This is a genomic window from Ochrobactrum sp. SSR, from assembly GCF_030067775.1.
Classification (GTDB): Bacteria; Pseudomonadota; Alphaproteobacteria; order Rhizobiales; family Rhizobiaceae; genus Brucella; species Brucella teleogrylli.
In genome coordinates, this window is record NZ_CP125970.1 from 1,038,710 (window position 1) to 1,059,661 (window position 20,952).

A 20,952-nucleotide genomic window follows, 5' to 3' on the forward strand; every position below is an offset into this window, starting at 1 on the left:
TCTATTTTCCCGGCGCAAGCCGCGCCAGAAAATCGTCGCACCAGCGTGTGACGTCATGGGTTTTGAGAAAATCCATCATGTCGTTATAGCGTTCCTGCCGTTCTTCCAGCGGCATGGACAGCGCCCGCGCAATCGCATAGGCAACGGCTTCCGTATCATAGGGATTGACCAGAACCGCACCATCCAGTTCCTGCGCGGCACCGGCAAAGCGTGAAAGCACAAGCACGCCGGGATCATCCGGGTCCTGCGCCGCGACATATTCCTTTGCCACGAGGTTCATGCCATCGCGCAGCGGCGTGACCAGCCCCACTTTCGCCAGACGATAAAGCCCGGCCAGCACATCGCGATTGAGAGACCGGTTGATATAGCGGATCGGCGTCCAGTCGAAGGTGGCGTTCGCCCCGTTGATGCGCCCGGCCATTTCCGCCACTTCCCGCTGCATATCCTTATATTCCGGCACTTCGGTGCGAGACTTCGGCGTCACCTGCAAAAAGGTGACATGGCCGCGATTGACCGGATCGATTTTCAGAAAATTCTCGAAAGCTTCAAGCCGGTTGGTGATCCCCTTGGAATAATCCAGCCGGTCGACGCCGATGATCAGATCGCGCCCGCTCATGCTGTCGCGCATGCGCTTTACGGAACTGCTGTTTTGCGTCTTCATCGCAATCTCGGCAAAGGCTTCGGTTTCGATGCCGATACCAAAACTGTCCACGCTGAAGCTTCGCCCGAAAGCCTCGAACCGCCGGGGTTCAATCTGTTTGCCGATCTTTTCCCGCCGCAGACCCCCGATGAAATTCTCCACATCGTTTTCCGTCTGGAAACCGACGAGATCGTAATAGGTCAAACCGCGAATGATCGCCTCATGCACCGGAAGCGTCAAAAGCAGATCGGCTGGAGGCCATGGAATATGCATGAAAAAGCCGATGCGATTTTCCACCCCGCAGCGCCGCAATTCTTCGGCCAGCGGGATCAGGTGATAATCATGCACCCAGATTGTGTCGTCGGGCTCGATTAGCGGCAGCAATTGCTGCGCGAACAGCCGGTTGACCCGAAAATAGCCCGCCATATCCTTGCGGGTATAGTCTATGAGGTCCAGCCGGTAATGGCAGAGCGGCCATAGCATGCGATTAGCGAAGCCGGCGTAGTATTCGTCGATATCTTTCTTTTGCAGGCTTAGCAGCGCATAGCTGATCGGCCCGACCTGTTTCGTTTCCAGTTGATGTGTCTCTCTGCCGGACAGTGTTTCACCGGACCAGCCGAACCAGACACCCCTCTGACATTCAAGGCCGCCTGCAAGGCGACGGCCAATCCTCCTGCCGGGGCTTTTCCCTGCTTATCCGGCAGGGGAACGCGGTTGGAAACCACGACAAGGCGTCCCACTCCATTCTCCTTTCATCGTGTTAGAGCGCGTTTCGATCTGATTGAAGCAGATCGGCGCTCTAACATTTTTGTTTTTACGCACATCTTATCCGAAAACCGTTTCACACTTTTCGGGATGTGCTCTATTGCGTGCCCGCCATTTTGATCACCCAAGCCCGCAAGGCTTTCGGCGAGGCAACCGCGTCCGTGGACAGGTCGCTGATCGCTTCGCCCACGGCAATGCCCATTCCGCCCAAATCCATCGCCGCTTGCAGCATCGGTATATCCGTCAGATCGTCCCCGAACGCGACCGGAAGACGCCCGGCAAAGGCCTTGCTCTGCATCAGGCGGCGCAGAGCGACGCCCTTGTCGCCATGACGCGAACGCAGTTCGAAAACGAATTTCCCAGCCTGAACCCGCCAGTCGGGACCGGCCAGTTTTTCCGCCGCATCGATCAATTCACGCGCAATGTCTTCCTTCTCGGGCGCAAGCCTGAAGTGAACTGCGATCGCATTGCCTTTATCTTCCAGCAGAAGCCCGGCAATACCGGATTGCGTCTCACGAATAAAATCCTTGGCGCGCGCGAATTCTTCGCCCGGCTCCAGCTTTTCGACCTGCCCCGACGGCAGCCGGAACTCGGTGCCGTGCAATGCCGCGATAGCGCCTGAATAGGAAGGGAAACGCTTTGCCACGAAATCCAGCGGACGGCCCGTCATCAGCGCCACTGCGCCGGACAAACGCTCGCGCAATTTTTCCAAGGCGGTCACCAACGCGGGATCGACAACGACGCCGTCCGGCGTTGGTGCGATATCCAGCAGAGTTCCGTCGATATCGAAGAAAAGCGCATAACCGGAATGCTCCGGCGATAATGCCGCAAGCGAAATTCTCTCTGAATGGATCGTGGAGAGGTGCATAGGTTCCAAACCGAATACCCCGTCAAAAGTTCCACAATTCCACAATCTTATCCGCTAGCTTATGCGGTTTTCCGATCACGCCATGCGCGGCGTTTTCCGTTTGAACAGCACGGCAGCCAGACCGAGGATCAGCGTGCCCGCGATGAACAGGAAGGCTGCGGCGGCAATCGCCGGGCTGATGTTTTCGCGGATGGTGGAAAACATCTGTCGCGCCAGCGTGCGCTGGTTGGGACCGGCGACGAACAGCGTCAGCACAACCTCATCCAGCGACGTGGCAAAGGCCAGCACCGCGCCCGAAACCACGCCCGGCATGGCGAGCGGCAACGTCACCCGGCGAAACACAGTCAGCGGCGATGCTCCGAGACTTTCCGCCGCAAGCTCCACTCGCCGGTCAATGCCCGCAAGTGCGCCGGTGACGCTCACCATCACAAAGGGGATCGACACCACCGTATGCGCGACGATGACCCCGAAATAGGAATTGGCGATGCCGAGCCGCACGAACAGCAATTGCATGCCGACGCCCATCACCACCGCAGGCACCACCATCGGGAGCAGAAACAGCGTGCGGATTGGACCGGACAGGAACAGCGCCCGATTGCGCAGGCCAAGGGCTGCCATAGTACCAAGAACCGTCGCCAGCGTCATGGTGCCAAAGCCGATGATCAGGCTGTTGACGATGGCGCGTCGCCAGGCATCGGCTGTTGCCAGTTCCTCGAACCAGCGCATCGACCAGCTTGGCACCGGATAGGTGAGGAACACGCTCGACGTGAAGGCCAGCGGCAGGATGGCGAATAAGGGCGCGACCAGAAAAAGGACAGCGGCCACGCCGAACACGATCTTGACGGAGCGTCCCATGGTTATGCCCTCCCCCGCTTTTCGTTGGTCAGGCGACCATAGACCGCATAGAGCAGCAGGCAGACAACCAGCAGCACCATACCCAGCGCGCCAGCCATGCCCCAATTGGCCGAGCCGGTGGCATAATAGGCGATGATCGAGCTGATCATCTGGTCGCTCGGACCGCCGATCAGTGCCGGTGTGATGTAATAACCAATGGCGCTCATGAAGACGAGCAACATACCGGACAGGATGCCCCGCATGCTGAGCGGCAGCAGAACACGCAGGAACGCCCGCCATGGCGGCGCACCCAGCGAAGCGGCGGCAGGCATCAGATTGTTCGGGATGGACACCAGCACGCTGTAGATCGGCAGAACCATGAACGGCAAAAGCACATGCGTCATGGCGATGATCACGCCCATCCGGTTGAAGATCAGCGGCAGTGGCCCGTTGGTGAGACCGAGCCAGATCAGCGTGTCGTTGATCAACCCCTTGTCCTGCAACATAATGAACCATGCTGCCGTGCGCACCAGAAGCGATGTCCAGAGCGGCAGAAGCACGGCTGCAAAAAGGGCGCTTTTCACCCAGCCCGTGGCGGAAGCCAGCAACACCGCATAGGGATAACCGATGGCGGCGCAGGCCAGCGTGACCAGTGCGGCGATCCAGAATGTGCGCAGCATGATGGCGCGATTGGCCGACGTGCCCGCGGCCATGGAAACAATCTCGCCTGAACTGTCGCGTTCCATATCCACCGCCGCCAGCAGATTGCGGTCTGTGGTGGGGGACAGCGCATTGGCAATGGCCCGCCAATATTGTGGCTGGCTCCAGCGTTTATCGACTGCTTCCAGATCTAGCGCCGGATCGTCTTTCTCGATGGCTGTAAGCGTCTTGCTCATCAATGTGCGAAAGCCCGACTGGGCGCTGTTCAGGCGCCGCACCATATCGCCGACCGCCTGCTGATCGGTGGATGCCCTGAGATCGGCAACTAGCGCCTGTTTCATCTCCGGTGTCGGACCCGATTGACCGTCCCAACCGGCGACGGCCTCCGCCGTTTGCGGGAGAACCCGCAGCACCGCCGTGTCGGAGATTGCCTGTTTCATCATCACGCCAAGCGGCCACAGGAAAAACAGCGCAATGAAGATCAAAAGCGGCGCGATGAGCAGAACCGAGCGTGTGCTTTTGGCGGAGAGAACCGTCATGCGACAATTGTCCAGCAATCGGCTGCATTGAAATGCGCCACCACATCGACGCCCGGTTGCCATTCGCGCGCCTTACGGTCGAGGCGCACAATGAAATGATGCGCCTTGTCATCCAGCTGGATGCGCAGATGATCGCCCTGATAAACACTATCGGTCACGCGTGTGCTGAGATTATTGTCGGCCTTGGCCTCGCCGCCCAGTTCGATCCGCTCCGGGCGGATGGAAAGCAGCACATCTTGCCCCGGCGTCAGCGCGCCGGATGATGAGGCGTTCAACTCGGCGCCGTTCTTGAGGCGGATCAACGTTTTCGTTCCATCGACACGCTCCACCTTGCCTTCGGCCAGATTGGTTTCACCAATGAATTCTGCCACGAAACGGGTCTTCGGCTCGTCGTAGATTTCGCGCGGCGAGCCGATCTGTTCGATCTGTCCCTTGTTGAACACGGCGATACGGTCCGACATGGTCAGCGCCTCGCTCTGGTCATGTGTCACGAAAACGATGGTCAAACCGAGGCGGTTGTGGAGCGCGCGGATATCGAGCTGCATCTGTTCGCGCAATTGCTTGTCGAGCGCGCCAAGCGGCTCGTCCATCAGCACCACGCCCGGTTCGAAAACCAGCGCACGGGCCAAAGCCACACGCTGCTGCTGCCCGCCGGAAAGCTGCGACGGCTTGCGCTCGCGCATGGTTGAAAGCTGCACCATATCCAGCACTTTTGCGACCTTGTCGGATATCTCCGCCTTGCCAAGCCCGCGCATCTGCAATGGGAATGCGATGTTCTCGCCGACGCTCATATGGGGAAACAGCGCATAGTTCTGGAACACGACGCCCATATTGCGCTTGTAGGACGGAACATCGTTGATCGACTTGCCATCGACGACAAGCTTGCCGCCGCTCGGGCTTTCAAAGCCAGCGAGCATCATCAAAAGCGTGGTCTTGCCCGAACCGGATGGCCCAAGCAAACTGACGAACTCGCCGCGTGCTATATCGAGGTTGAGCCCGTCTATGACTTTGAAATCGGCGTAGGATTTACTGATATTCTCAAATCGAATTCGATAGTCCGTCAATGAATCACTCCAGTTGCCGGCATCGGAATATCCCGTCCACCCGATGGAGCGGGTCCAGTTTTAACGGAACCGCTCTATCTCTTTGTTATCTCGGCAGACGGGATGGCGATGGGTGTTCTCAGGCTAACCCGTTTACTGCGCCAGCCAGGCGTTGAAGCGCTTCGTCAGCTCTTCCGAATTGTCGATCCAGAAATCGACATTGAGCGGAATCGCATCCGTCATATTGGCTTCCGCCGTTGGCAGATCGGCTGCGAATTCCGCCGGAACCTTGCTCGCGGCGTCCTTGTTCGGCAGACCATAGGCTACATATTTCGGCAGCTTGACCTGATTTTCCGGTTCGCTGGTAAACGCGATGAAATCCATGCCTGCGTCCTTGTTTTCGGCGTCCTTCAGGACGACCCAGCTATCGACGGCATAGATGCTGCCCGGCCATACAACCTTGAAATTCTTGCCTTCGGCGCGGTTGATGCCGGTGATGCGACCGTTATAGGCCGAAGCCATTACAACTTCGTCGGAAGCCAGCAATTGCAGCGGCTGCGCCCCTGCTTCCCACCACACGATATTCGGCTTCAGCTCTTCGAGCTTCTTGAAGGCGCGGTCAACGCCTTCTGGCGTGCCCAGCACATCATAGACTTCATCCTTCTTGACGCCATCGGCGAGTAGAGCGAATTCCAGCGTGTACTTTGCGCCCTTGCGCAACGAGCGCTTGCCGGGGAACTTCTTTACATCCCAGAAATCCGCCCAGGACTTGGGGCCGTCCTTCAGCTTGTCGCCATTATAGGCAATGGCCGTGGACCAGACGATGGCGCCAACACCGCAATCATTGACCGCGCTGTCGAGGAACTTGTCCTTGCCGCCAAGCTTGTCCCAGTCGATCTTTTCATAAAGACCATCGGCGCAGCCGAGCGCCAGTTCCTCGGCTTCCACCTGCACCACATCCCAATTGGGCTTGCCAGCCTTCACCTTGGCCTGAACGACACCGTAACCGCCGTCCCATGATTCATCGAGCAGCGGCTTTCCGGTCTTTTCCGAAAACGGCTTGAAATAGATTTCGCGCTGCGCATCCTGATAGTTGCCGCCCCAGGAGACGACGGTCAGATCGCGCGCGGCAGCAGGCGCGGCATGAAAACCGGCCACAGTTGCAAGAAGTGCACCGGCATAGGCAAGGCGTGCCATTTTCATAATTTTATTTCCCCATTTGTTTCGACAGGTTCATCCTGCCGTAGTTGTAATGGGAACCATGCTAGCCCGATCATTTGTTGCGGGCAATAAGCTATTATCAGCCATAAGCGAAAGTGTTACGCACCGCTGACCGTGGCCTGATCTATATCTTCTGCGCCAGAATCTTATCAATGCGCCGACCATCCATGTCGACAATTTCGAAGCGCCAGTCGTCATATTCGAAGCTGTCGCCGACGGACGGCAAATCGCCCAGCTGCAACAGCGCAAAACCGGCAATCGTGTGATAGCCGCGATCTTCCGGGATTTCCGTAAAGCCCAGCCGATGAAAGGCTTCATGGGCTGACATCAAACCGTCGATCAGAAGCGAACCGTCCGTGCGGGTCACGATATCCGGCTCTTCATCATCAATATCGGGTATATCGCCCGCGATGACTTCAAGCAGGTCAGACTGCGTGACAATGCCTTCGAGGATACCATATTCGTCAACCACCACGACCAGCCGTACCGGACTTTTCTTGAAGATTTCCAGCACGCGGAAAATCGGCGTTGCTTCGTGCACCACGACGAGTTCGCGGATCGCCTTCAGTGGATCGACCGCATGACCGTCGAGTACCTGATCCAGCAGGTCTTTCTTGAGAACCATGCCGATGGGTTCATCAATGCTCTGATGGGCGATCAGCAATTGTTCGTGGCGACAGTCGCGGATGGTCTTGAGCATTTGTTCCTGACTGTCATCGGCATCGATCCAGTCGATTTCGCGCCGTGGCGTCATGATATCGCCAACGCGACGATCACCGATGGTCAGCGCGCGCGCCACCACCTCGCGCTGTGTCATTTCGATCAGCCCGGCCTGCTGGCTGGCTGCAACGAGCAGCTTGATTTCTTCGGGAGAATGAGTCGAACCCTCTCCGTTGCCGGGCTGCAAGCCACACAGGCGCAGCACCAGATTGCCCAGAGCGTTAAGCGTCGAAATGGCGGGCCAGAAGATGAAGGTGAACGCGCCGAGCGGGCGGACGACAAAAAGCGCCGTGCCCTCGCTGCGCTGCAAGGCGAGGCTTTTGGGCGCAAGTTCGCCTAGCACGATATGCAGCGCCGTAATGATGATGAAGGAAATCGCAACCGCGATGGCATGGGAACCGAAGCTTACCCAGTTGGTTGGCAATGCGCCCAAAGCGGGTTCTATGAGATGCGCAAGCGCCGGTTCGCCGATCCAGCCAAGCGCGAGCGATGAAATGGTGATACCAAGCTGGGTGGCCGCCAGATTGGCGTCGAGATGATCAACCGCGCGCATAAGGGCAGAAGCGTTGGTGCGCTTTGCCGCGACCAGTTCAGCCACCCTGCTTTTACGGACCGCGACCAATGAAAATTCAGCGGCAACGAAGAAACCGTTAGCAGCCACCAGAAGAAGAACCGCTACGATACCGATAACATCAGCCCAATACATGCTTGTCCCTATCGCGGGTTGCGACTCTTATTTTTACAGGAACACTATGCATGAGGCTGGGTCGCCGCTCAAGGAACGCTCGAATTTTACTGGCAATTCAATCAGGCGTCAGTCAACCACCGTCACGACTTTTGGCGCTCCGCCAATCGTGCCGATGATAGTTGCCGCCGGATAACCCGCAGAGTGGATCATTGCGAGAATGCGCTCAGCCGCATCCGGTGCACAGGAAACAAGCAGCCCGCCCGACGTTTGCGGATCGGTCAACAATTGCTGCTTCCAGAGCGGAGTATCGTCCGCCAGTCGCACGTCATCACCATAACTCGCCCAGTTGCGGGTCGAAGCGCCGGTGATGAAACCTTGTTCCGCAAGACGTGCGGCTTGAGCCAAAAACGGAAGATCACTGTATCGAAGCGTGATGCCGACATTGGACCCCCGCGCCATTTCAAGCGCATGACCGAGAATGCCGAAGCCCGTCACATCGGTGACCGCGTGCACAGCTTCATCCTTGCCAAGTTCCGCGCCGACCCGGTTCAACAAAGTGACGGAGGCCATCATCTCATCGTAACCGGCACCATCAAGAACCTGTTTCTTGAACGCTGCGGAATAGATGCCGACACCGAGCCCCTTGGTCAAAATGAGCGCATCGCCCGGCCTCGCGCCGCTATTCTTGCGCAGATTGGCAAGCTTGCAAGTGCCAACCACCGCCAGCCCGTAGATCGGCTCCGGCGCATCGATCGAATGGCCGCCCGCCACCGGAATTCCGGCTTCTGCGCAGATGCTGGAACCGCCTTTCAGAATATGGCGGATCATTTCGGCAGGCATTTGATTCACCGGCATGCCGAGGATCGCCAGCGCCATGATGGGCGTTCCGCCCATCGCGTAGACGTCGGATATGGCATTGGTTGCCGCAATACGCCCGAAATCGACCGGATCGTCCACCATCGGCATGAAGAAGTCGGTGGTGGCGATCACACAGTTCTCATCGTCAAGCTGCCAGACCGCTGCGTCGTCGCCGGTCTCGGGGCCGACCAGCAGCTGCTTGAAAGGTTGGATGGCGGGCTGATCAGCAAGCAGATTTTGCAACACGGCAGGCGCCAGCTTGCAGCCACAGCCGCCGCCATGCGCCAGAGTGCTGAGACGGATGGGCGATGCGATATCCATAGGTCCTCCTGAACCGAAAGCGGTTCCCGTGATGCTATTTCGTATCAGATCGTGATCTCGCGCGCCGTCATGCTATAACGGAAAGCGTCCGCGTCGAGACAATCGAGCCGCATGCTGGCGACCTCGGCTTGCGGATACATCAGGAAGCCAAGCTCCCCGCTCTGCGCAGATGGCAAATCGATATCGCTGCCATCATTGAAGGCAATCCAGTTGCCTTCCCATGCGCCGAAGAGCTTTTGACGAACGGCAACCACACGCGGATCGTCCGCTGTCAAACCGTCCTTCTCTTCTTCAAGCATGACCTTTCGCACATCGGCCGGATCGGTCGCCACCCAGCCGACGCCATCGAGATAGATTTCAGCACGACAATGTTGCGACTTGGTGATGACCTCGTTCTTTGCGCCAAGGCTCTTGTAACCGAAAGCGGACGGCGCCACCCGCACCCCGTAAAGGTCACGCGCGGGAATGCCAACAGAGCGCACCAGCGCCACGAACAGCGGGTTGAGATCGGCGCATTTGCCGCCAAGATCACCGCTCCTCAACATGGCGACGATATCGCCGTCGCCGCAGCCGCGCGTGGACGCGCGCCGATAGGTGTTGGCGACAACCCAGTCATAGATGCGGCGGGCCTTATCCTGATCACTTGCGGCGTCGCCGACAATCTTGTTTGCGGTCTCCCGAACAATGCCATCCACTGGTGCCAGCCGTGTTCCAGCCAGATATTTTGCGCGCTCGGCCTGTGTCAGCGGCACGGCGGTCGCCGATGCCTCAAGGCTGCTGGCGCGGTCACGGGTCGAGATGAGACTAATGATTTCCGCAGTCGGCGTTTCTTCACCCGGCGCCCATTCGAGATAGAGGAGGCCTACCCCGCTGCGTGGATCGCGATTGATCTGCGCAACCCTGGCATTTGTCGTCCACCGATTGCCTTCCGGGCGGTTCCAGTCATCCGCCTGAAAACCGGCCAAAGGCACCCATGCCCGAATGACATCCTTGGATGCGGTCGGGCTCACAGTTGTCCTGATCTCGAAACTGCGCCAGTTCGATGGCTTGGGCGTAAACGTGCCGTCATCGGCAAAGGCAGGGGCCGTGGCGAAGCTCGGCAGAAGGCTGAGGGCGGCGCAGGCCGCGCCGGATTTGAGGAGTTCCCGACGATTCATGACGATCCCCTTTCGTGGCCCCTCTTTAGGAGCCATGAGCTCTGTTTCTTACGAATATGCGGAGAAAGCGCTGCTGTTGCGCCCGACCTCGAAAGACCAGCGCATGCCAGGAATGATCTGTGATCAAGGCCCCGAAACTCGGGAGCAGCGGAAGAAGTCACACGCGCAGTCTGCCGTGTTTGTTTAACTCCGTCAATCAACCATCGAACAAGAGAAAGTCATCGTGAAGATTACATTCATGTATTAATACTTGAGTACGCCTGTCATGTTATATATAAATGGGCTTTGTTATTATATTTTTCGCCCTTCGGTTCGGTTGACAACTTCGTCTTATTGCGGTGAACTGCCAAAGTGAAAGTCAAGCCTGCCCGACAACGTGACCGGGAAAATTTCCCCTGCACGTCGGTTCTAATCATCAGGGAGGTATCGCACGATGAATGTGGAGCTCTCACGCCGCCAGTTTCTGGGCGGAACGGGAGCGGTGGTAGCGGCTTCGGCGCTCGGTTCTTTCGGCTTCGGTGCGGTGGAAACCGCCTATGCCGAATCCATCCGCCCCTTCAAGCTGGCCAATACGACCGAAACCCGGAATACCTGCCCTTACTGCTCCGTAGCCTGCGGCATCATCCTTTATTCCAAGGGTGATCTGCGCAAGGGCGAGAAATCCGACCTGATCCATATCGAGGGCGATACGGACCACCCGACCAATCGCGGCACGCTGTGCCCCAAGGGCGCGGCGCTCAAGGATTTTGTCAAGGCGGAGACACGCCTGAAATATCCGATGGTGCGCGAACCGGGCACCAGTGCATTCAAGCGGATATCATGGGAGGACGCGCTGGACCGGATCGCGCGCCACCTCAAAGATGACCGTGACGCGAATTTCATCGCGAAGAACGAGGCGGGCGTCACCGTCAACCGCTGGACGTCGACGGGCTTTCTCGCCGCATCCGCAACCACCAACGAAACAGCGTTTCTCACCTATAAGGTGGTGCGCAGCACAGGCATAGTCGCATTCGATAATCAGGCACGCGTCTGACACGGCCCGACGGTGGCGAGTCTCGCCCCATCATTTGGCCGTGGCGCAATGACCAACGCCTGGACAGACATCAAGAACACTGATCTCATCGTCGTCATGGGCGGCAATGCGGCGGAAGCGCATCCGTGCGGCTTCAAATGGGTGACGGAGGCCAAGGCCAACCGTGGCGCCCGGCTGATCGTCGTCGATCCGCGTTTCACGCGCACGGCATCGGTGGCGGATTATTATTCGCCGATCCGTCAGGGGTCGGATATCGCCTTCCTGCTCGGCGTCATCAACTACTGCATCCAGAATGACAAGGTGCAGTGGGAATATGTGAAGCATTTCACCAATGCCAGCTACATCGTCAAGGATGGCTTCGAATATAAGGACGGACTTTTCAGCGGCTATGACGAGGAAAAACGCGACTATGATCGCTCAAGTTGGGATTATGTGATCGGCGATGACGGCTATGCCGTTGTGGACGATACGTTGCAGCATCCGCGTTGCGTGTGGAACCTGCTGAAGCAGCATGTGTCCATCTACACGCCGGAAATGGTCGAGCGCATTTGCGGCACGCCGAAGGAGAAATTCCTGAAAGTGGCCGAGATGATCGGCGAATGCTCCTCGCCGACCAAGACTATGACATCCATGTATGCGCTGGGCTGGACGCAACATTCCAAGGGCGCGCAGAACATTCGCGGCATGGCGATGCTGCAACTGATCCTTGGCAATATCGGCGTGCGGGGCGGCGGCATGAATGCGCTGCGCGGTCACTCCAATATTCAGGGTCTGACCGATATCGGCCTGATGTCCAATCTTCTGCCGGGCTATATGAATATCCCGGTCGAGAAGGAGATCGACCTCGACACCTATATGTCGACGCGCAGCTTCAAGCCGCTGCGCCCGAACCAGACAAGCTACTGGCAAAACTACAAGAAGTTCTTCGTGAGCTTCCAGAAGTCCATGTGGGGGAGCGCCGCTGTAGCAGAAAACGACTTTGCCTATGACTGGCTGCCGAAGCTGGACGTGCCGAATTATGACGTGTTGCGCATCTTCGACATGATGAACAATGGCAAGGTCAACGGTTATGTCTGTCAGGGCTTCAATCCGCTGATGGCTGTGCCAAACCGCAACAAGCTGACCGCGGCCCTATCGAAGCTGAAATTCCTCGTCACGATGGACCCGCTTGAAACGGAAACATCGCGCTTCTGGGAAAATCACGGCGAGTATAACGACGTCGATACCGCATCAATCCAGACGGAAGTGTTCCAGCTGCCATCCACCTGCTTTGCAGAGGACGAAGGTTCGCTGACCAATTCCGGACGCTGGCTGCAATGGCACTGGCCGGGGGCGACACCGCCCGGTGAGGCGAAGACCGACAACTGGATCATGGCGCAGATCTTCATGCGGCTGAAAGCGCTTTATAGCAAGGAAGGCGGCGCACTCCCCGATCCAATTCTCAATCTGGTCTGGGAGTACAAGGACCCGGAAGAACCGACCGCCGAAGAACTGGCAAAGGAGCTCAACGGCAGCGCCCTGACCACGCTGATGGACCCGACGGACCCGAGCAAGGTGGTGCTGGAGGCAGGAAAACTGCTACCCGGTTTTGCCGTGCTGCGCGATGACGGTTCCACCGCGTCGGGCTGCTGGATCTATTCGGGTTGCTTCACCGAGGCTGGCAACAACATGGCGCGCCGCGACAATCACGATCCTGACGAGACCGGTGCCTATCTCAACTGGTCGTGGGCGTGGCCTGCCAACCGGCGCATCCTCTACAACCGTGCCTCCGCCGATCTCAACGGCAAGGCATGGGACCCGAGCCGTAAGCTCATCGAGTGGGACGGAACCAAATGGACAGGCTATGACGTGCCGGACATCGCGCCGACCGCCAAGCCACAAGAAGTCGGTCCTTTCATCATGAATGCGGAAGGCTCGTCGCGCCTGTTCTGCCGTGGCATGATGCGGGATGGTCCGTTCCCGGCCCATTACGAGCCGTTTGAATCGCCGATCGCCAATGTGGTTGCGCCAAATGTCCGGGGCAATCCGGTGGCCCGCGTCTTCAACAACGACTTCAAGCAGTTCGCCGATACCGCATCCGAGGAGTTCCCCTATGCGGCGACCTCCTATCGCCTGACCGAACACTTCCACTACTGGACCAAGCATGTGCATGTGAATGCCGTGTTGCAGCCGGAATTCTTCGTGGAAATTTCGGAAGAACTGGCCAAGGAAAAGGGCATCGCCAAGGGCGACTGGGTGCGCGTCTGGTCTAAGCGCGGCTCGGTCAAGGCCAAGGCGGTGGTGACCAAACGCATCAAGCCGCTCATCTGCGACGGCAAGACGGTGCATGTGGTCGGCATTCCGCTGCACTGGGGCTTCATGGGCGCTGCCCGCAAGGGCTTCGGCCCCAATTCACTGACCCCGTTCGTCGGTGACGCAAACATCGAGACGCCAGAATTCAAGGCGTTTTTGGTCAATATCGAGCGCAGCAGCGCGCCTGTTGCTTAGAAGGGATTGAAGAATGTTTCCACCCGTTCCCAATCCCAGTGTCCAGCCGCAAGCTCCGCGCTTCGGTGACAGTGACCTGATGCGGCGGTCGGCGTCATCCGTGACGCCACCTGCTGAACGCCAGACAGAAGTGGCCAAGCTGATCGACGTGTCGAAATGCATCGGCTGCAAGGCGTGCCAGTCGGCCTGTGCCGAATGGAACGATACGCATGAGGAGGTGGGCATCAATGTGGGGGTCTATGACAACCCGCATGATCTGACGCCCAACACCTTCACGCTGATGCGCTATACGGAATGGGATAATCCCGACACCGGCAATCTGGAATGGCTCATTCGCAAGGATGGTTGCATGCATTGTGAGGACCCCGGCTGCCTCAAGGCCTGTCCGGCGCCTGGCGCCATCGTGCAATATTCCAACGGTATCGTCGATTTCATCCACGATAATTGCATTGGCTGCGGCTATTGCATCAAGGGCTGTCCGTTCAACATCCCGCGCATCTCGGAAGTGACCCACAAGGCCTATAAATGCACGCTGTGCTCCGACCGCATTGCGGTTGGACAAGGCCCGGCCTGTGCAAAAGCATGCCCTACTCAGGCCATCGTCTATGGAACCAAGGACGAAATGAAGGAATGGGCCGATAGACGCATCAAGGATCTGAAATCCCGTGGCTTTGAAAATGCCGGGCTTTACGATCCGCCGGGAGTCGGCGGCACACACGTCATGTATGTGCTGCACCACGCCGACAAACCGGAAATTTACGCCAACCTGCCGAACAATCCGCGCATCAGCCCGGTTGTCGAAGTCTGGAAAGGCGTCTCCAAATATGCAGGCATGGCGGTAATGGGGCTGGCCGTCGCCACCGGCTTCCTGCATTATATTTTCAAGGGTCCGAATGTCGTGACCGAACATGATGAGGAAGAGGCCGAAAAGCTCACGGGAGAAAAAAGCTCATGAGCAAGACCGACTTTGACGATGTTTCCGCCAGCGATGACATAGAACCGGGCAAGCCGGTCCGCGTGCATCGTTATTCCGGCGGCGCGCGCATCAATCACTGGATCACCGCCATCAGCCTCGTGCTGCTGGCGCTTTCCGGGCTTGCCATGTTCCACCCTTGGCTGTTTTTCCTGTCCGGTCTTTTCGGCGGCGGTCAGTGGACGCGCACGATTCATCCATGGATCGGCGTCGTGCTGTTCTTCAGCTTCTTTGGTCTTTTCGTGCGTTTCTGGAGCGCCAATCTCTGGAAGCGCGAGGACACGCGCTGGCTCGGTCAGGTCGATGATGTGATCGCTGGCAATGAGGAGAAACTGCCCGAAATCGGCAAATATAATGCCGGGCAGAAGCTCGTTTTCTGGTCAATGTCATTGCTGATCATCATCCTGATCGTCTCAGGCCTCGCCATCTGGAACGAATATTTCGGCTTTATCGTCAGCATCGACCAGCAACGCTGGGCATTGCTTATCCACTCCATGGCCGCCGTCATCGCCATCTGCGTCTGGATCGTGCATGTCTATGCCGCAATCTGGATCAGAGGCACGTTCAGCGCCATGACGCGCGGCACGGTGACCGGCGGCTGGGCATGGCGGCACCATCGCAAATGGCTGCGCGAGTTGAACGCCAAACGCAAGGCGAAGCAGGCAAGCGGCAAACCGGCAGCATGATTTTACGCATCGCCGGGTTGAAAAATCTGGCGATCGACCGAGAATGAATATGGTTGCACTGGTCCACGTGGCCCGGCGGGTTCGTGAGGGAGTAGAATGGCAGGTAAGACAGATCTAGCGCCGGACCCGACGGCGATTGGCGAAATATCGTCTCCACCCTTTGTACGATTGCCTGATCCCGACGACCTGTTTTCCCGAAGAGCCGCGCGCCTGCGGCTGCTGGGTTCGGTCAGCCCACTCAAACCCTATCTCGAATTTTTGGCCGATCTGAGCGGTGCGCAGGCTGCGGTTCAAAAAGAGCTCGGCCCGGTTTCGCCAAGCGACACCAGCCGGAAACCTGAAATGCCCTGCATTGACCGCGATGTGGCAGCATCGGATGGCACCCTGAATTCAACCTTCGACAACTTGTTTGATCGCGTGCACCATATCGTCAAACCGCAAGATGCCGCCGATGCCTTGGCACGTGTGGCCGCAGCCAGCCCGGCAGAGCGCCGCAGCATGATTGATGCGGTTTTTACCGGTATGCTGCCGCCGGATGCGATTGCCGAACATATCTATATCTGGGCAGGGCTTCAGTTGCATTTCACGCGGCTTGCATCCGCGCTTGATCCGAAAGCCGTGCTGCCCGTTGCCGATGGCGTCTGCCCCACTTGCGGCAGCATGCCATCCGGGTCAATCGTGGTGGGCTGGAAAGGCGCACATGGTGCGCGCTTTTGTTCCTGCTCGGTTTGCAACACGCTCTGGCACTATGTCCGCATCAAGTGCGTCTGCTGCGGCTCCACCAAGGGCGTCGGCTATAAGGAAGTTGAAGACGGCGGCGGCGTCATCAAGGCGGAAACCTGCGACGAATGCCAAAGCTGGACCAAGATCATCTACCAGCAGCAATCCACCGATGCAGACCCGATGACCGACGATGTGGCAAGCCTCGGCCTTGATATGCTGATGCGCGAAACGCCCTATCGACGCGGCGGTTTTGCGGCCTTGCTTGCAGGATTGTGAGGCACGATGGATCAGACCCGGTCTCACCTGCGGCAGTTGCCCTCCGTCGATGCACTCCTGCAAATGCCGGAACTTGGTCCCGGGCTCGAACGCTTTGGTCGCCCGGCGCTGACCGAAGCCATCCGCACTGTTCTGACCGAAGTGCGCGAAGCCGTGAAATCCGGTGCTGCACCGTCCTACAGCGCAGAGATTACCCAACGCGTTATTGATTTGCTTGAAGCCTCGGAGCAATCGAGCCTGCGCCCGCTGTTCAATTTGACGGGAACGGTTCTGCATACCAATCTCGGACGCGCCATATTGGCCGAAGCGGCCGTCGAGGCTGCGACGGCAGCCATGCGCGAAGCCGTTTCGCTGGAGTTTGATCTTTCCACCGGTGCACGCGGCGAACGCGACGACCATTTGCGCGCTTTGGTCTGCGAACTAACCGGCGCGGAAGATGCGACCATCGTCAACAACAATGCCGCCGCCGTGCTGATCGTGCTAAACAGCCTTGCGGCGGGCAAGGAGTCTGTCGTTTCACGCGGCGAACTGATCGAAATCGGCGGCGCGTTCCGCATGCCGGATATCATGACCCGCGCAGGCACCAGACTGGTTGAGATTGGCACCACCAACCGCACCCATCCTCGTGATTATGAAGGCGGCATTGGGCCGGATACGGGGCTGATCTTGAAGGTCCACACCTCCAATTACCGCATTGAAGGCTTTACGCGGGAAGTAACGGCGGCGGAGCTTGCCGCAATCGCCAAGGCGCGCGGTGTGCCGCTGGTCAACGACCTTGGGTCCGGCACACTCGCCGATCTGACGGTTTTCGGTCTGGCGCATGAGCCGACCGTGCGCGAAGCGGTGGCCGAAGGGGCCGATATCATTACCTTCTCCGGCGACAAGCTGCTCGGCGGACCGCAGGCCGGGTTCATCGTCGGCCGGCGCGATCTGATCGCCCGCATCAACAAAAACCCGATGAAGCGCGCCCTTCGCGTGGACAAGATCAGGCTCGCCGCGCTGGAAGCAACGCTGAAGCTCTATCGCAATCCCGAACGTCTGGCCGAAAAGCTGCCGACGCTGCGCTATCTGGCGCGGTCGAAAAGCGACATTGCCATTCAAGCGACCCGATTGCAGCCGGAACTGCAAAAGGTGCTCGGTTCAGCTTTTGATGTGACAGTGACGAATTGCGCCAGCCAGATCGGCTCCGGCGCTCTGCCATTATCAACCGTCCCAAGCGCCGGATTGTCCATCGCCCCGAAAAACGGCAGTGGCTCCGCGCTCACCTCTTTGGCCACCGCGCTCCGACAATTGCCGCTGCCGGTGATCGGGCGCATCGAAAAAGGCGTTTTCATTCTCGATCTGCGCTGCCTTGATGATGAGACCCGCTTCGTCAGGAACCTGGCTTCCTATGCGGCTCGCTGATCTTTTCTCCCGCAAGCCAAAGCCAGACAGTGACGCGCAGTCGCTGGAACAGGCGCTTGTCGCGGCGAAATCAGGGGACTACGCCACCGCCCTGTCGATATGGGAACCGCTGGCGCGCAAGGGCAATGCCCGCGCCCAGAACAATATCGGTGCCTGTTTTGCGGGCGGCATGGGGGTCGAAAGAAATATCGATCTCGCGCATCAATGGCTGGCCTTGTCTGCAAAGGCGGGTGACGCCTCCGGCCAGCGCAATCTCGCCTCGCTTCTGTTCAAGGGCGAGGACATCGACCCCAACTATCCCGAAGCGGCAAGACTCTATCGGCTGGCTGCCGAACAGGGCGACGCGCAAGCGCAGGACATGCTGAGCTGGATGCTGCTGGAAGGCGACGCCATTGTCGCCGACCCGGTGGAAGCACGCGAATGGGCGCTGAAAGCCGCCGAAAGCGGTGTTGCCGCCGCCATGACGCGGCTTGGTATGATCTATCATAACGCACTCGGTGTGCCGCGCGATCCAGCGCAAGCCGTGTTCTGGTGGCGCAAGGCGGCGGACGCTGGCGATGCCGATGGCGAAGCCATGCTGGGTGCCGCGCTTCATCTCGGCATGGGTGTGGAGCGAAATGCTTTGTCGGCTTATGAACACCTGTTACGCGCTCGTTCCCAAGGCAGCGCCCTTGCCGAGCCCTTTCTGCAAGCGGCTCGCGAACAGCTGGATGACGATGAGCGCAGAACAGCCGAAACGCGCGCTGCCGGAGGCCGCCGCCCATGATTATCGGCACGGCTGGACATATCGACCACGGCAAGACGTCCCTCGTCCGTGCGCTCACGCAAATCGACACTGACCGGCTCAAGGAAGAAAAGGCACGCGGCATTTCCATCGATCTTGGCTTTGCCTATCTGCCCCTGACAGGCGACGAACAGGAAATCCTCGGTTTCGTCGATGTGCCGGGGCATGAAAAATTCGTGCATACCATGCTGGCGGGCGCGGCCAGCATCGACTTCGTTCTGCTGGTGGTGGCGGCCGATGACGGCATCATGCCGCAAACACGCGAACATCTGGCCATCGTCAATCTGCTTGGGATCAAACGCGGCATCGTTGTGATCACCAAGTGCGATCTTGTCAAAGCCGCGCGCGTGAGTGAGCTGGAAGCCGACATCCGCAACATTCTGGCCGCAACACCGCTTGCCGATGCTGTCATATTGCCGGTGTCCACGGTGACTGGCGAAGGACTGGACCAGCTTAAAGCGACGCTCGAAACCGAGGCGCGAAGCTTTCCGCATCGCCCTGCCGATGGACGCTTTCGCCTTGCTGTGGATCGGTCCTTCACCATCCAGGGCGCGGGGACTGTCGTGACAGGCACCGTCCTTTCCGGCACGGCCAGGATCGGCGATCAACTGACTATCAGCCCTTCGCGAAAACCGGTGCGCGTGCGCACAATCCATGCGCAAAACCGGCCACGCGAAACTGCACAGGCGGGCGACCGTTGCGCGCTCAATCTGGCAGGCGAGGGCATCTCCAAGGACGCTGTCAGTCGTGGCGACATGGTGTTGTCGCCCGACTTGCACCTGCCGACAGATCGTATCGACGCCTCGCTTTCAATCCTGCCATCGGAACGCAAGCCGATAGACCAGTGGTTTCCAGTACGGCTGCACCATGCGTCGGCGGAAGTGGGTGCGCGCATCGTGCTTTTGCAGGACGAGGCGCTCGCGCCGGGCGCGCATGGACGTGTGCAACTGGTGCTGGATCGCCCGATTGCAGCCGCATCGGGTGATCGTTTTGTCGTTCGCGATGTCTCCGCGCAGCGGACAATCGGCGGTGGTCGCTTTCTTGATCTGCGCCCGCCGCAGCGCAAGCGCCGTAGCCCTGAACGCATGGCGCAACTCGACGCCCATGCCATTGATGACCCAGTACAAGCGGCCCGGGCGCTGCTGTCCGTCGATCCGTTTTATCTGGATGCAACCGCTTTTCTGCGCGACCGTGCTTTGAGCCATGGACCGCAATATCTGGCGCAAGCGCTCGATGCGACGGTTCTGCCGCAAGGACAGGCGCGGTTGCTGCTGTTGCCGGAGCGCTGGGATGCATTGCGGAATGCCATTCTTGAGCGGCTCGGCATTTTCCATGACGAGAACCCGGACCTGATCGGCATGGGCGTGGAAAGACTGCGTCTGCTTTTAAAACCGCGCCTGCCTGCAAGCGCCTTCCGGGCTGCGATAGCCGCGTTGACGGATTTGCAACTGGTGAAGCTCGACGGCGCTTGGCTTCGGCTCAGCGAGCATGAGGTGACGATGAGTGACGCCGACGCGGTACTGTGGGAGCGGATCGCGCCGATGCTTGGCGGCGAAGCGCGCTTTCGCCCGCCGCGCGTGCGCGACATTGCCGGTTTGGTGGGCGAAAAGGAGGAAGACATCCGCCGCATTCTCAAGCTTGGCGGTCGGATGGGTCGTGTGCATGAAGTGGCGCACGATCATTTTTTCAAGCGTGATACGATTGCCGAGATGATCGGCATACTCTCGGTGATGGATGAAGAATTCGACAGCGGCTGGTTTATCGCCGCGCGTTTTCGCGATCGTGTGGACAGTGGCCGCAAGGTGGCGATCCAGATCCTTGAGTTCTTTGATCGCAACAGCGTCACAATCCGGCGCGGAGATTTGCGGCGGCTAAACCGTCGCAAGCTGGACTTGTTCGGCGATTTCGCTGAGACCCGACTCACGGATGAATGCCCCGCCTGAACGGGGCAAACCATCCGCCTTAAAAGATAAAGCGCTTGCCACCGGTCGATGTGGAAACGCGACCCAATTTGCCTGGGCCACCTGCCACCACCGGACCGGATGTCTGATCTTGCTTGATAGTCTGCTTGGTGGTCGACACAGCGGGCGCTGACGCAAATGCTGTTCCCGACACCATGAATGCCCCAATCGCTAACACGGCTATGGTCTTCATCATTCCTCCTCTACTGGTCTCGCCAGTATGGACGCCGAAATTTGATGAGATCATGCAGGCGTTGTTACACAATCCCCCATCAGGAAACGGTAGATTTTGCCCGGGCGCTATACGGCAT

General features: G+C 58.7%; 16 protein-coding genes and 1 pseudogene. 7 read left to right on the forward strand and 10 right to left on the reverse strand.

What is annotated here, in order from left to right:
• Position 1: 1 nt before the first annotated feature.
• The 9 genes and pseudogenes from otsA to QLQ11_RS16370 all read right to left on the reverse strand — a co-directional run bounded on the left by otsA (position 2) and on the right by QLQ11_RS16370 (position 10,314).
• Positions 2–1,380 (reverse strand): annotated as a pseudogene (otsA, locus tag QLQ11_RS16330) (alpha,alpha-trehalose-phosphate synthase (UDP-forming)).
• Between the two features lie 122 nt (positions 1,381–1,502).
• Positions 1,503–2,273 (reverse strand): trehalose-phosphatase, encoded by a 771-nt coding sequence (gene otsB, locus QLQ11_RS16335; protein ID WP_109366938.1) that lies wholly within the window; start codon positions 2,271–2,273, stop codon positions 1,503–1,505.
• Positions 2,274–2,348: 75 nt separating this feature from the next.
• Entirely contained in the window at positions 2,349–3,128 is a 780-nt protein-coding gene (locus tag QLQ11_RS16340; RefSeq protein ID WP_121539506.1) for an ABC transporter permease, read from the reverse strand.
• Positions 3,129–3,130: 2 nt separating this feature from the next.
• The gene (locus QLQ11_RS16345) at positions 3,131–4,306 is read right to left on the reverse strand and encodes an ABC transporter permease (RefSeq protein ID WP_283736226.1); all 1,176 of its coding nucleotides are present in this window, start codon (positions 4,304–4,306) and stop codon (positions 3,131–3,133) included.
• Positions 4,303–5,370 (reverse strand): ABC transporter ATP-binding protein, encoded by a 1,068-nt coding sequence (locus QLQ11_RS16350; RefSeq protein WP_109366935.1) that lies wholly within the window; start codon positions 5,368–5,370, stop codon positions 4,303–4,305. The genes QLQ11_RS16345 and QLQ11_RS16350 overlap by 4 nt, the downstream gene beginning before the upstream one ends.
• 132 nt (positions 5,371–5,502) lie before the next feature.
• Positions 5,503–6,552, reverse strand: coding sequence for an ABC transporter substrate-binding protein (locus QLQ11_RS16355; protein WP_109366934.1), 1,050 nt, complete (start codon positions 6,550–6,552; stop codon positions 5,503–5,505).
• 142 nt (positions 6,553–6,694) lie between these two features.
• Positions 6,695–7,996 (reverse strand): hemolysin family protein, encoded by a 1,302-nt coding sequence (locus QLQ11_RS16360; protein ID WP_121539508.1) that lies wholly within the window; start codon positions 7,994–7,996, stop codon positions 6,695–6,697.
• A 108-nt stretch (positions 7,997–8,104) separates the two neighbouring features.
• Positions 8,105–9,157, reverse strand: a complete 1,053-nt coding sequence (gene selD / locus QLQ11_RS16365; RefSeq protein ID WP_283736227.1) for a selenide, water dikinase SelD — start codon at positions 9,155–9,157, stop codon at positions 8,105–8,107.
• Positions 9,158–9,201: 44 nt separating this feature from the next.
• Positions 9,202–10,314 (reverse strand): transglutaminase-like domain-containing protein, encoded by a 1,113-nt coding sequence (locus QLQ11_RS16370; protein WP_109366931.1) that lies wholly within the window; start codon positions 10,312–10,314, stop codon positions 9,202–9,204.
• Between the two features lie 433 nt (positions 10,315–10,747).
• Between QLQ11_RS16370 and fdnG the strand changes: the two genes are divergently transcribed.
• From fdnG to selB, 7 genes are all read left to right on the forward strand, one after another.
• The gene (gene fdnG / locus QLQ11_RS16375; RefSeq protein WP_109366929.1) at positions 10,748–13,834 is read left to right on the forward strand and encodes a formate dehydrogenase-N subunit alpha; all 3,087 of its coding nucleotides are present in this window, start codon (positions 10,748–10,750) and stop codon (positions 13,832–13,834) included.
• A gap of 13 nt (positions 13,835–13,847) precedes the next feature.
• Positions 13,848–14,789 carry a formate dehydrogenase subunit beta gene (gene fdxH / locus QLQ11_RS16380; protein WP_109366928.1) on the forward strand — a complete coding sequence of 314 codons (942 nt, stop codon included), beginning with the start codon at positions 13,848–13,850 and terminating at the stop codon, positions 14,787–14,789.
• Positions 14,786–15,493 (forward strand): formate dehydrogenase subunit gamma, encoded by a 708-nt coding sequence (locus QLQ11_RS16385; RefSeq protein ID WP_109366927.1) that lies wholly within the window; start codon positions 14,786–14,788, stop codon positions 15,491–15,493. Before fdxH ends, QLQ11_RS16385 begins: the two co-directional genes overlap by 4 nt.
• Before the next feature lie 96 nt (positions 15,494–15,589).
• A complete protein-coding gene (fdhE, locus tag QLQ11_RS16390) occupies positions 15,590–16,492 on the forward strand; it encodes a formate dehydrogenase accessory protein FdhE (protein WP_121539511.1) in 903 nt (300 codons plus the stop codon).
• A 6-nt stretch (positions 16,493–16,498) separates the two neighbouring features.
• The gene (gene selA / locus QLQ11_RS16395) at positions 16,499–17,896 is read left to right on the forward strand and encodes an L-seryl-tRNA(Sec) selenium transferase (protein ID WP_109366925.1); all 1,398 of its coding nucleotides are present in this window, start codon (positions 16,499–16,501) and stop codon (positions 17,894–17,896) included.
• Entirely contained in the window at positions 17,883–18,662 is a 780-nt protein-coding gene (locus QLQ11_RS16400; protein WP_109366924.1) for a tetratricopeptide repeat protein, read from the forward strand. The genes selA and QLQ11_RS16400 overlap by 14 nt, the downstream gene beginning before the upstream one ends.
• The gene (selB, locus tag QLQ11_RS16405; RefSeq protein WP_109366923.1) at positions 18,659–20,623 is read left to right on the forward strand and encodes a selenocysteine-specific translation elongation factor; all 1,965 of its coding nucleotides are present in this window, start codon (positions 18,659–18,661) and stop codon (positions 20,621–20,623) included. The genes QLQ11_RS16400 and selB overlap by 4 nt, the downstream gene beginning before the upstream one ends.
• A gap of 19 nt (positions 20,624–20,642) precedes the next feature.
• Here the strand turns inward: selB and QLQ11_RS16410 are convergent, their stop codons facing one another.
• A complete protein-coding gene (locus QLQ11_RS16410) occupies positions 20,643–20,837 on the reverse strand; it encodes a hypothetical protein (protein ID WP_124915321.1) in 195 nt (64 codons plus the stop codon).
• Between the last annotated feature and the right edge of the window lie 115 nt (positions 20,838–20,952).

Excerpts from the sequence above, each read along its gene's own strand:
- fdhE (WP_121539511.1), top strand. The coding sequence starts at position 15,590 with ATGGCAGGTAAGACAGATCTAGCGCCGGACCCGACGGCGATTGGCGAA.
- QLQ11_RS16355 (WP_109366934.1), bottom strand. The coding sequence starts at position 6,552 with ATGAAAATGGCACGCCTTGCCTATGCCGGTGCACTTCTTGCAACTGTG.
- selD (WP_283736227.1), bottom strand. The coding sequence starts at position 9,157 with ATGGATATCGCATCGCCCATCCGTCTCAGCACTCTGGCGCATGGCGGC.
- otsB (WP_109366938.1), bottom strand. The coding sequence starts at position 2,273 with ATGCACCTCTCCACGATCCATTCAGAGAGAATTTCGCTTGCGGCATTA.
- QLQ11_RS16345 (WP_283736226.1), bottom strand. The coding sequence starts at position 4,306 with ATGACGGTTCTCTCCGCCAAAAGCACACGCTCGGTTCTGCTCATCGCG.
- QLQ11_RS16385 (WP_109366927.1), top strand. The coding sequence starts at position 14,786 with ATGAGCAAGACCGACTTTGACGATGTTTCCGCCAGCGATGACATAGAA.
- QLQ11_RS16410 (WP_124915321.1), bottom strand. The coding sequence starts at position 20,837 with ATGATGAAGACCATAGCCGTGTTAGCGATTGGGGCATTCATGGTGTCG.
- selA (WP_109366925.1), top strand. The coding sequence starts at position 16,499 with ATGGATCAGACCCGGTCTCACCTGCGGCAGTTGCCCTCCGTCGATGCA.
- QLQ11_RS16340 (WP_121539506.1), bottom strand. The coding sequence starts at position 3,128 with ATGGGACGCTCCGTCAAGATCGTGTTCGGCGTGGCCGCTGTCCTTTTT.
- QLQ11_RS16360 (WP_121539508.1), bottom strand. The coding sequence starts at position 7,996 with ATGTATTGGGCTGATGTTATCGGTATCGTAGCGGTTCTTCTTCTGGTG.
- QLQ11_RS16370 (WP_109366931.1), bottom strand. The coding sequence starts at position 10,314 with ATGAATCGTCGGGAACTCCTCAAATCCGGCGCGGCCTGCGCCGCCCTC.
- fdxH (WP_109366928.1), top strand. The coding sequence starts at position 13,848 with ATGTTTCCACCCGTTCCCAATCCCAGTGTCCAGCCGCAAGCTCCGCGC.
- selB (WP_109366923.1), top strand. The coding sequence starts at position 18,659 with ATGATTATCGGCACGGCTGGACATATCGACCACGGCAAGACGTCCCTC.
- QLQ11_RS16400 (WP_109366924.1), top strand. The coding sequence starts at position 17,883 with ATGCGGCTCGCTGATCTTTTCTCCCGCAAGCCAAAGCCAGACAGTGAC.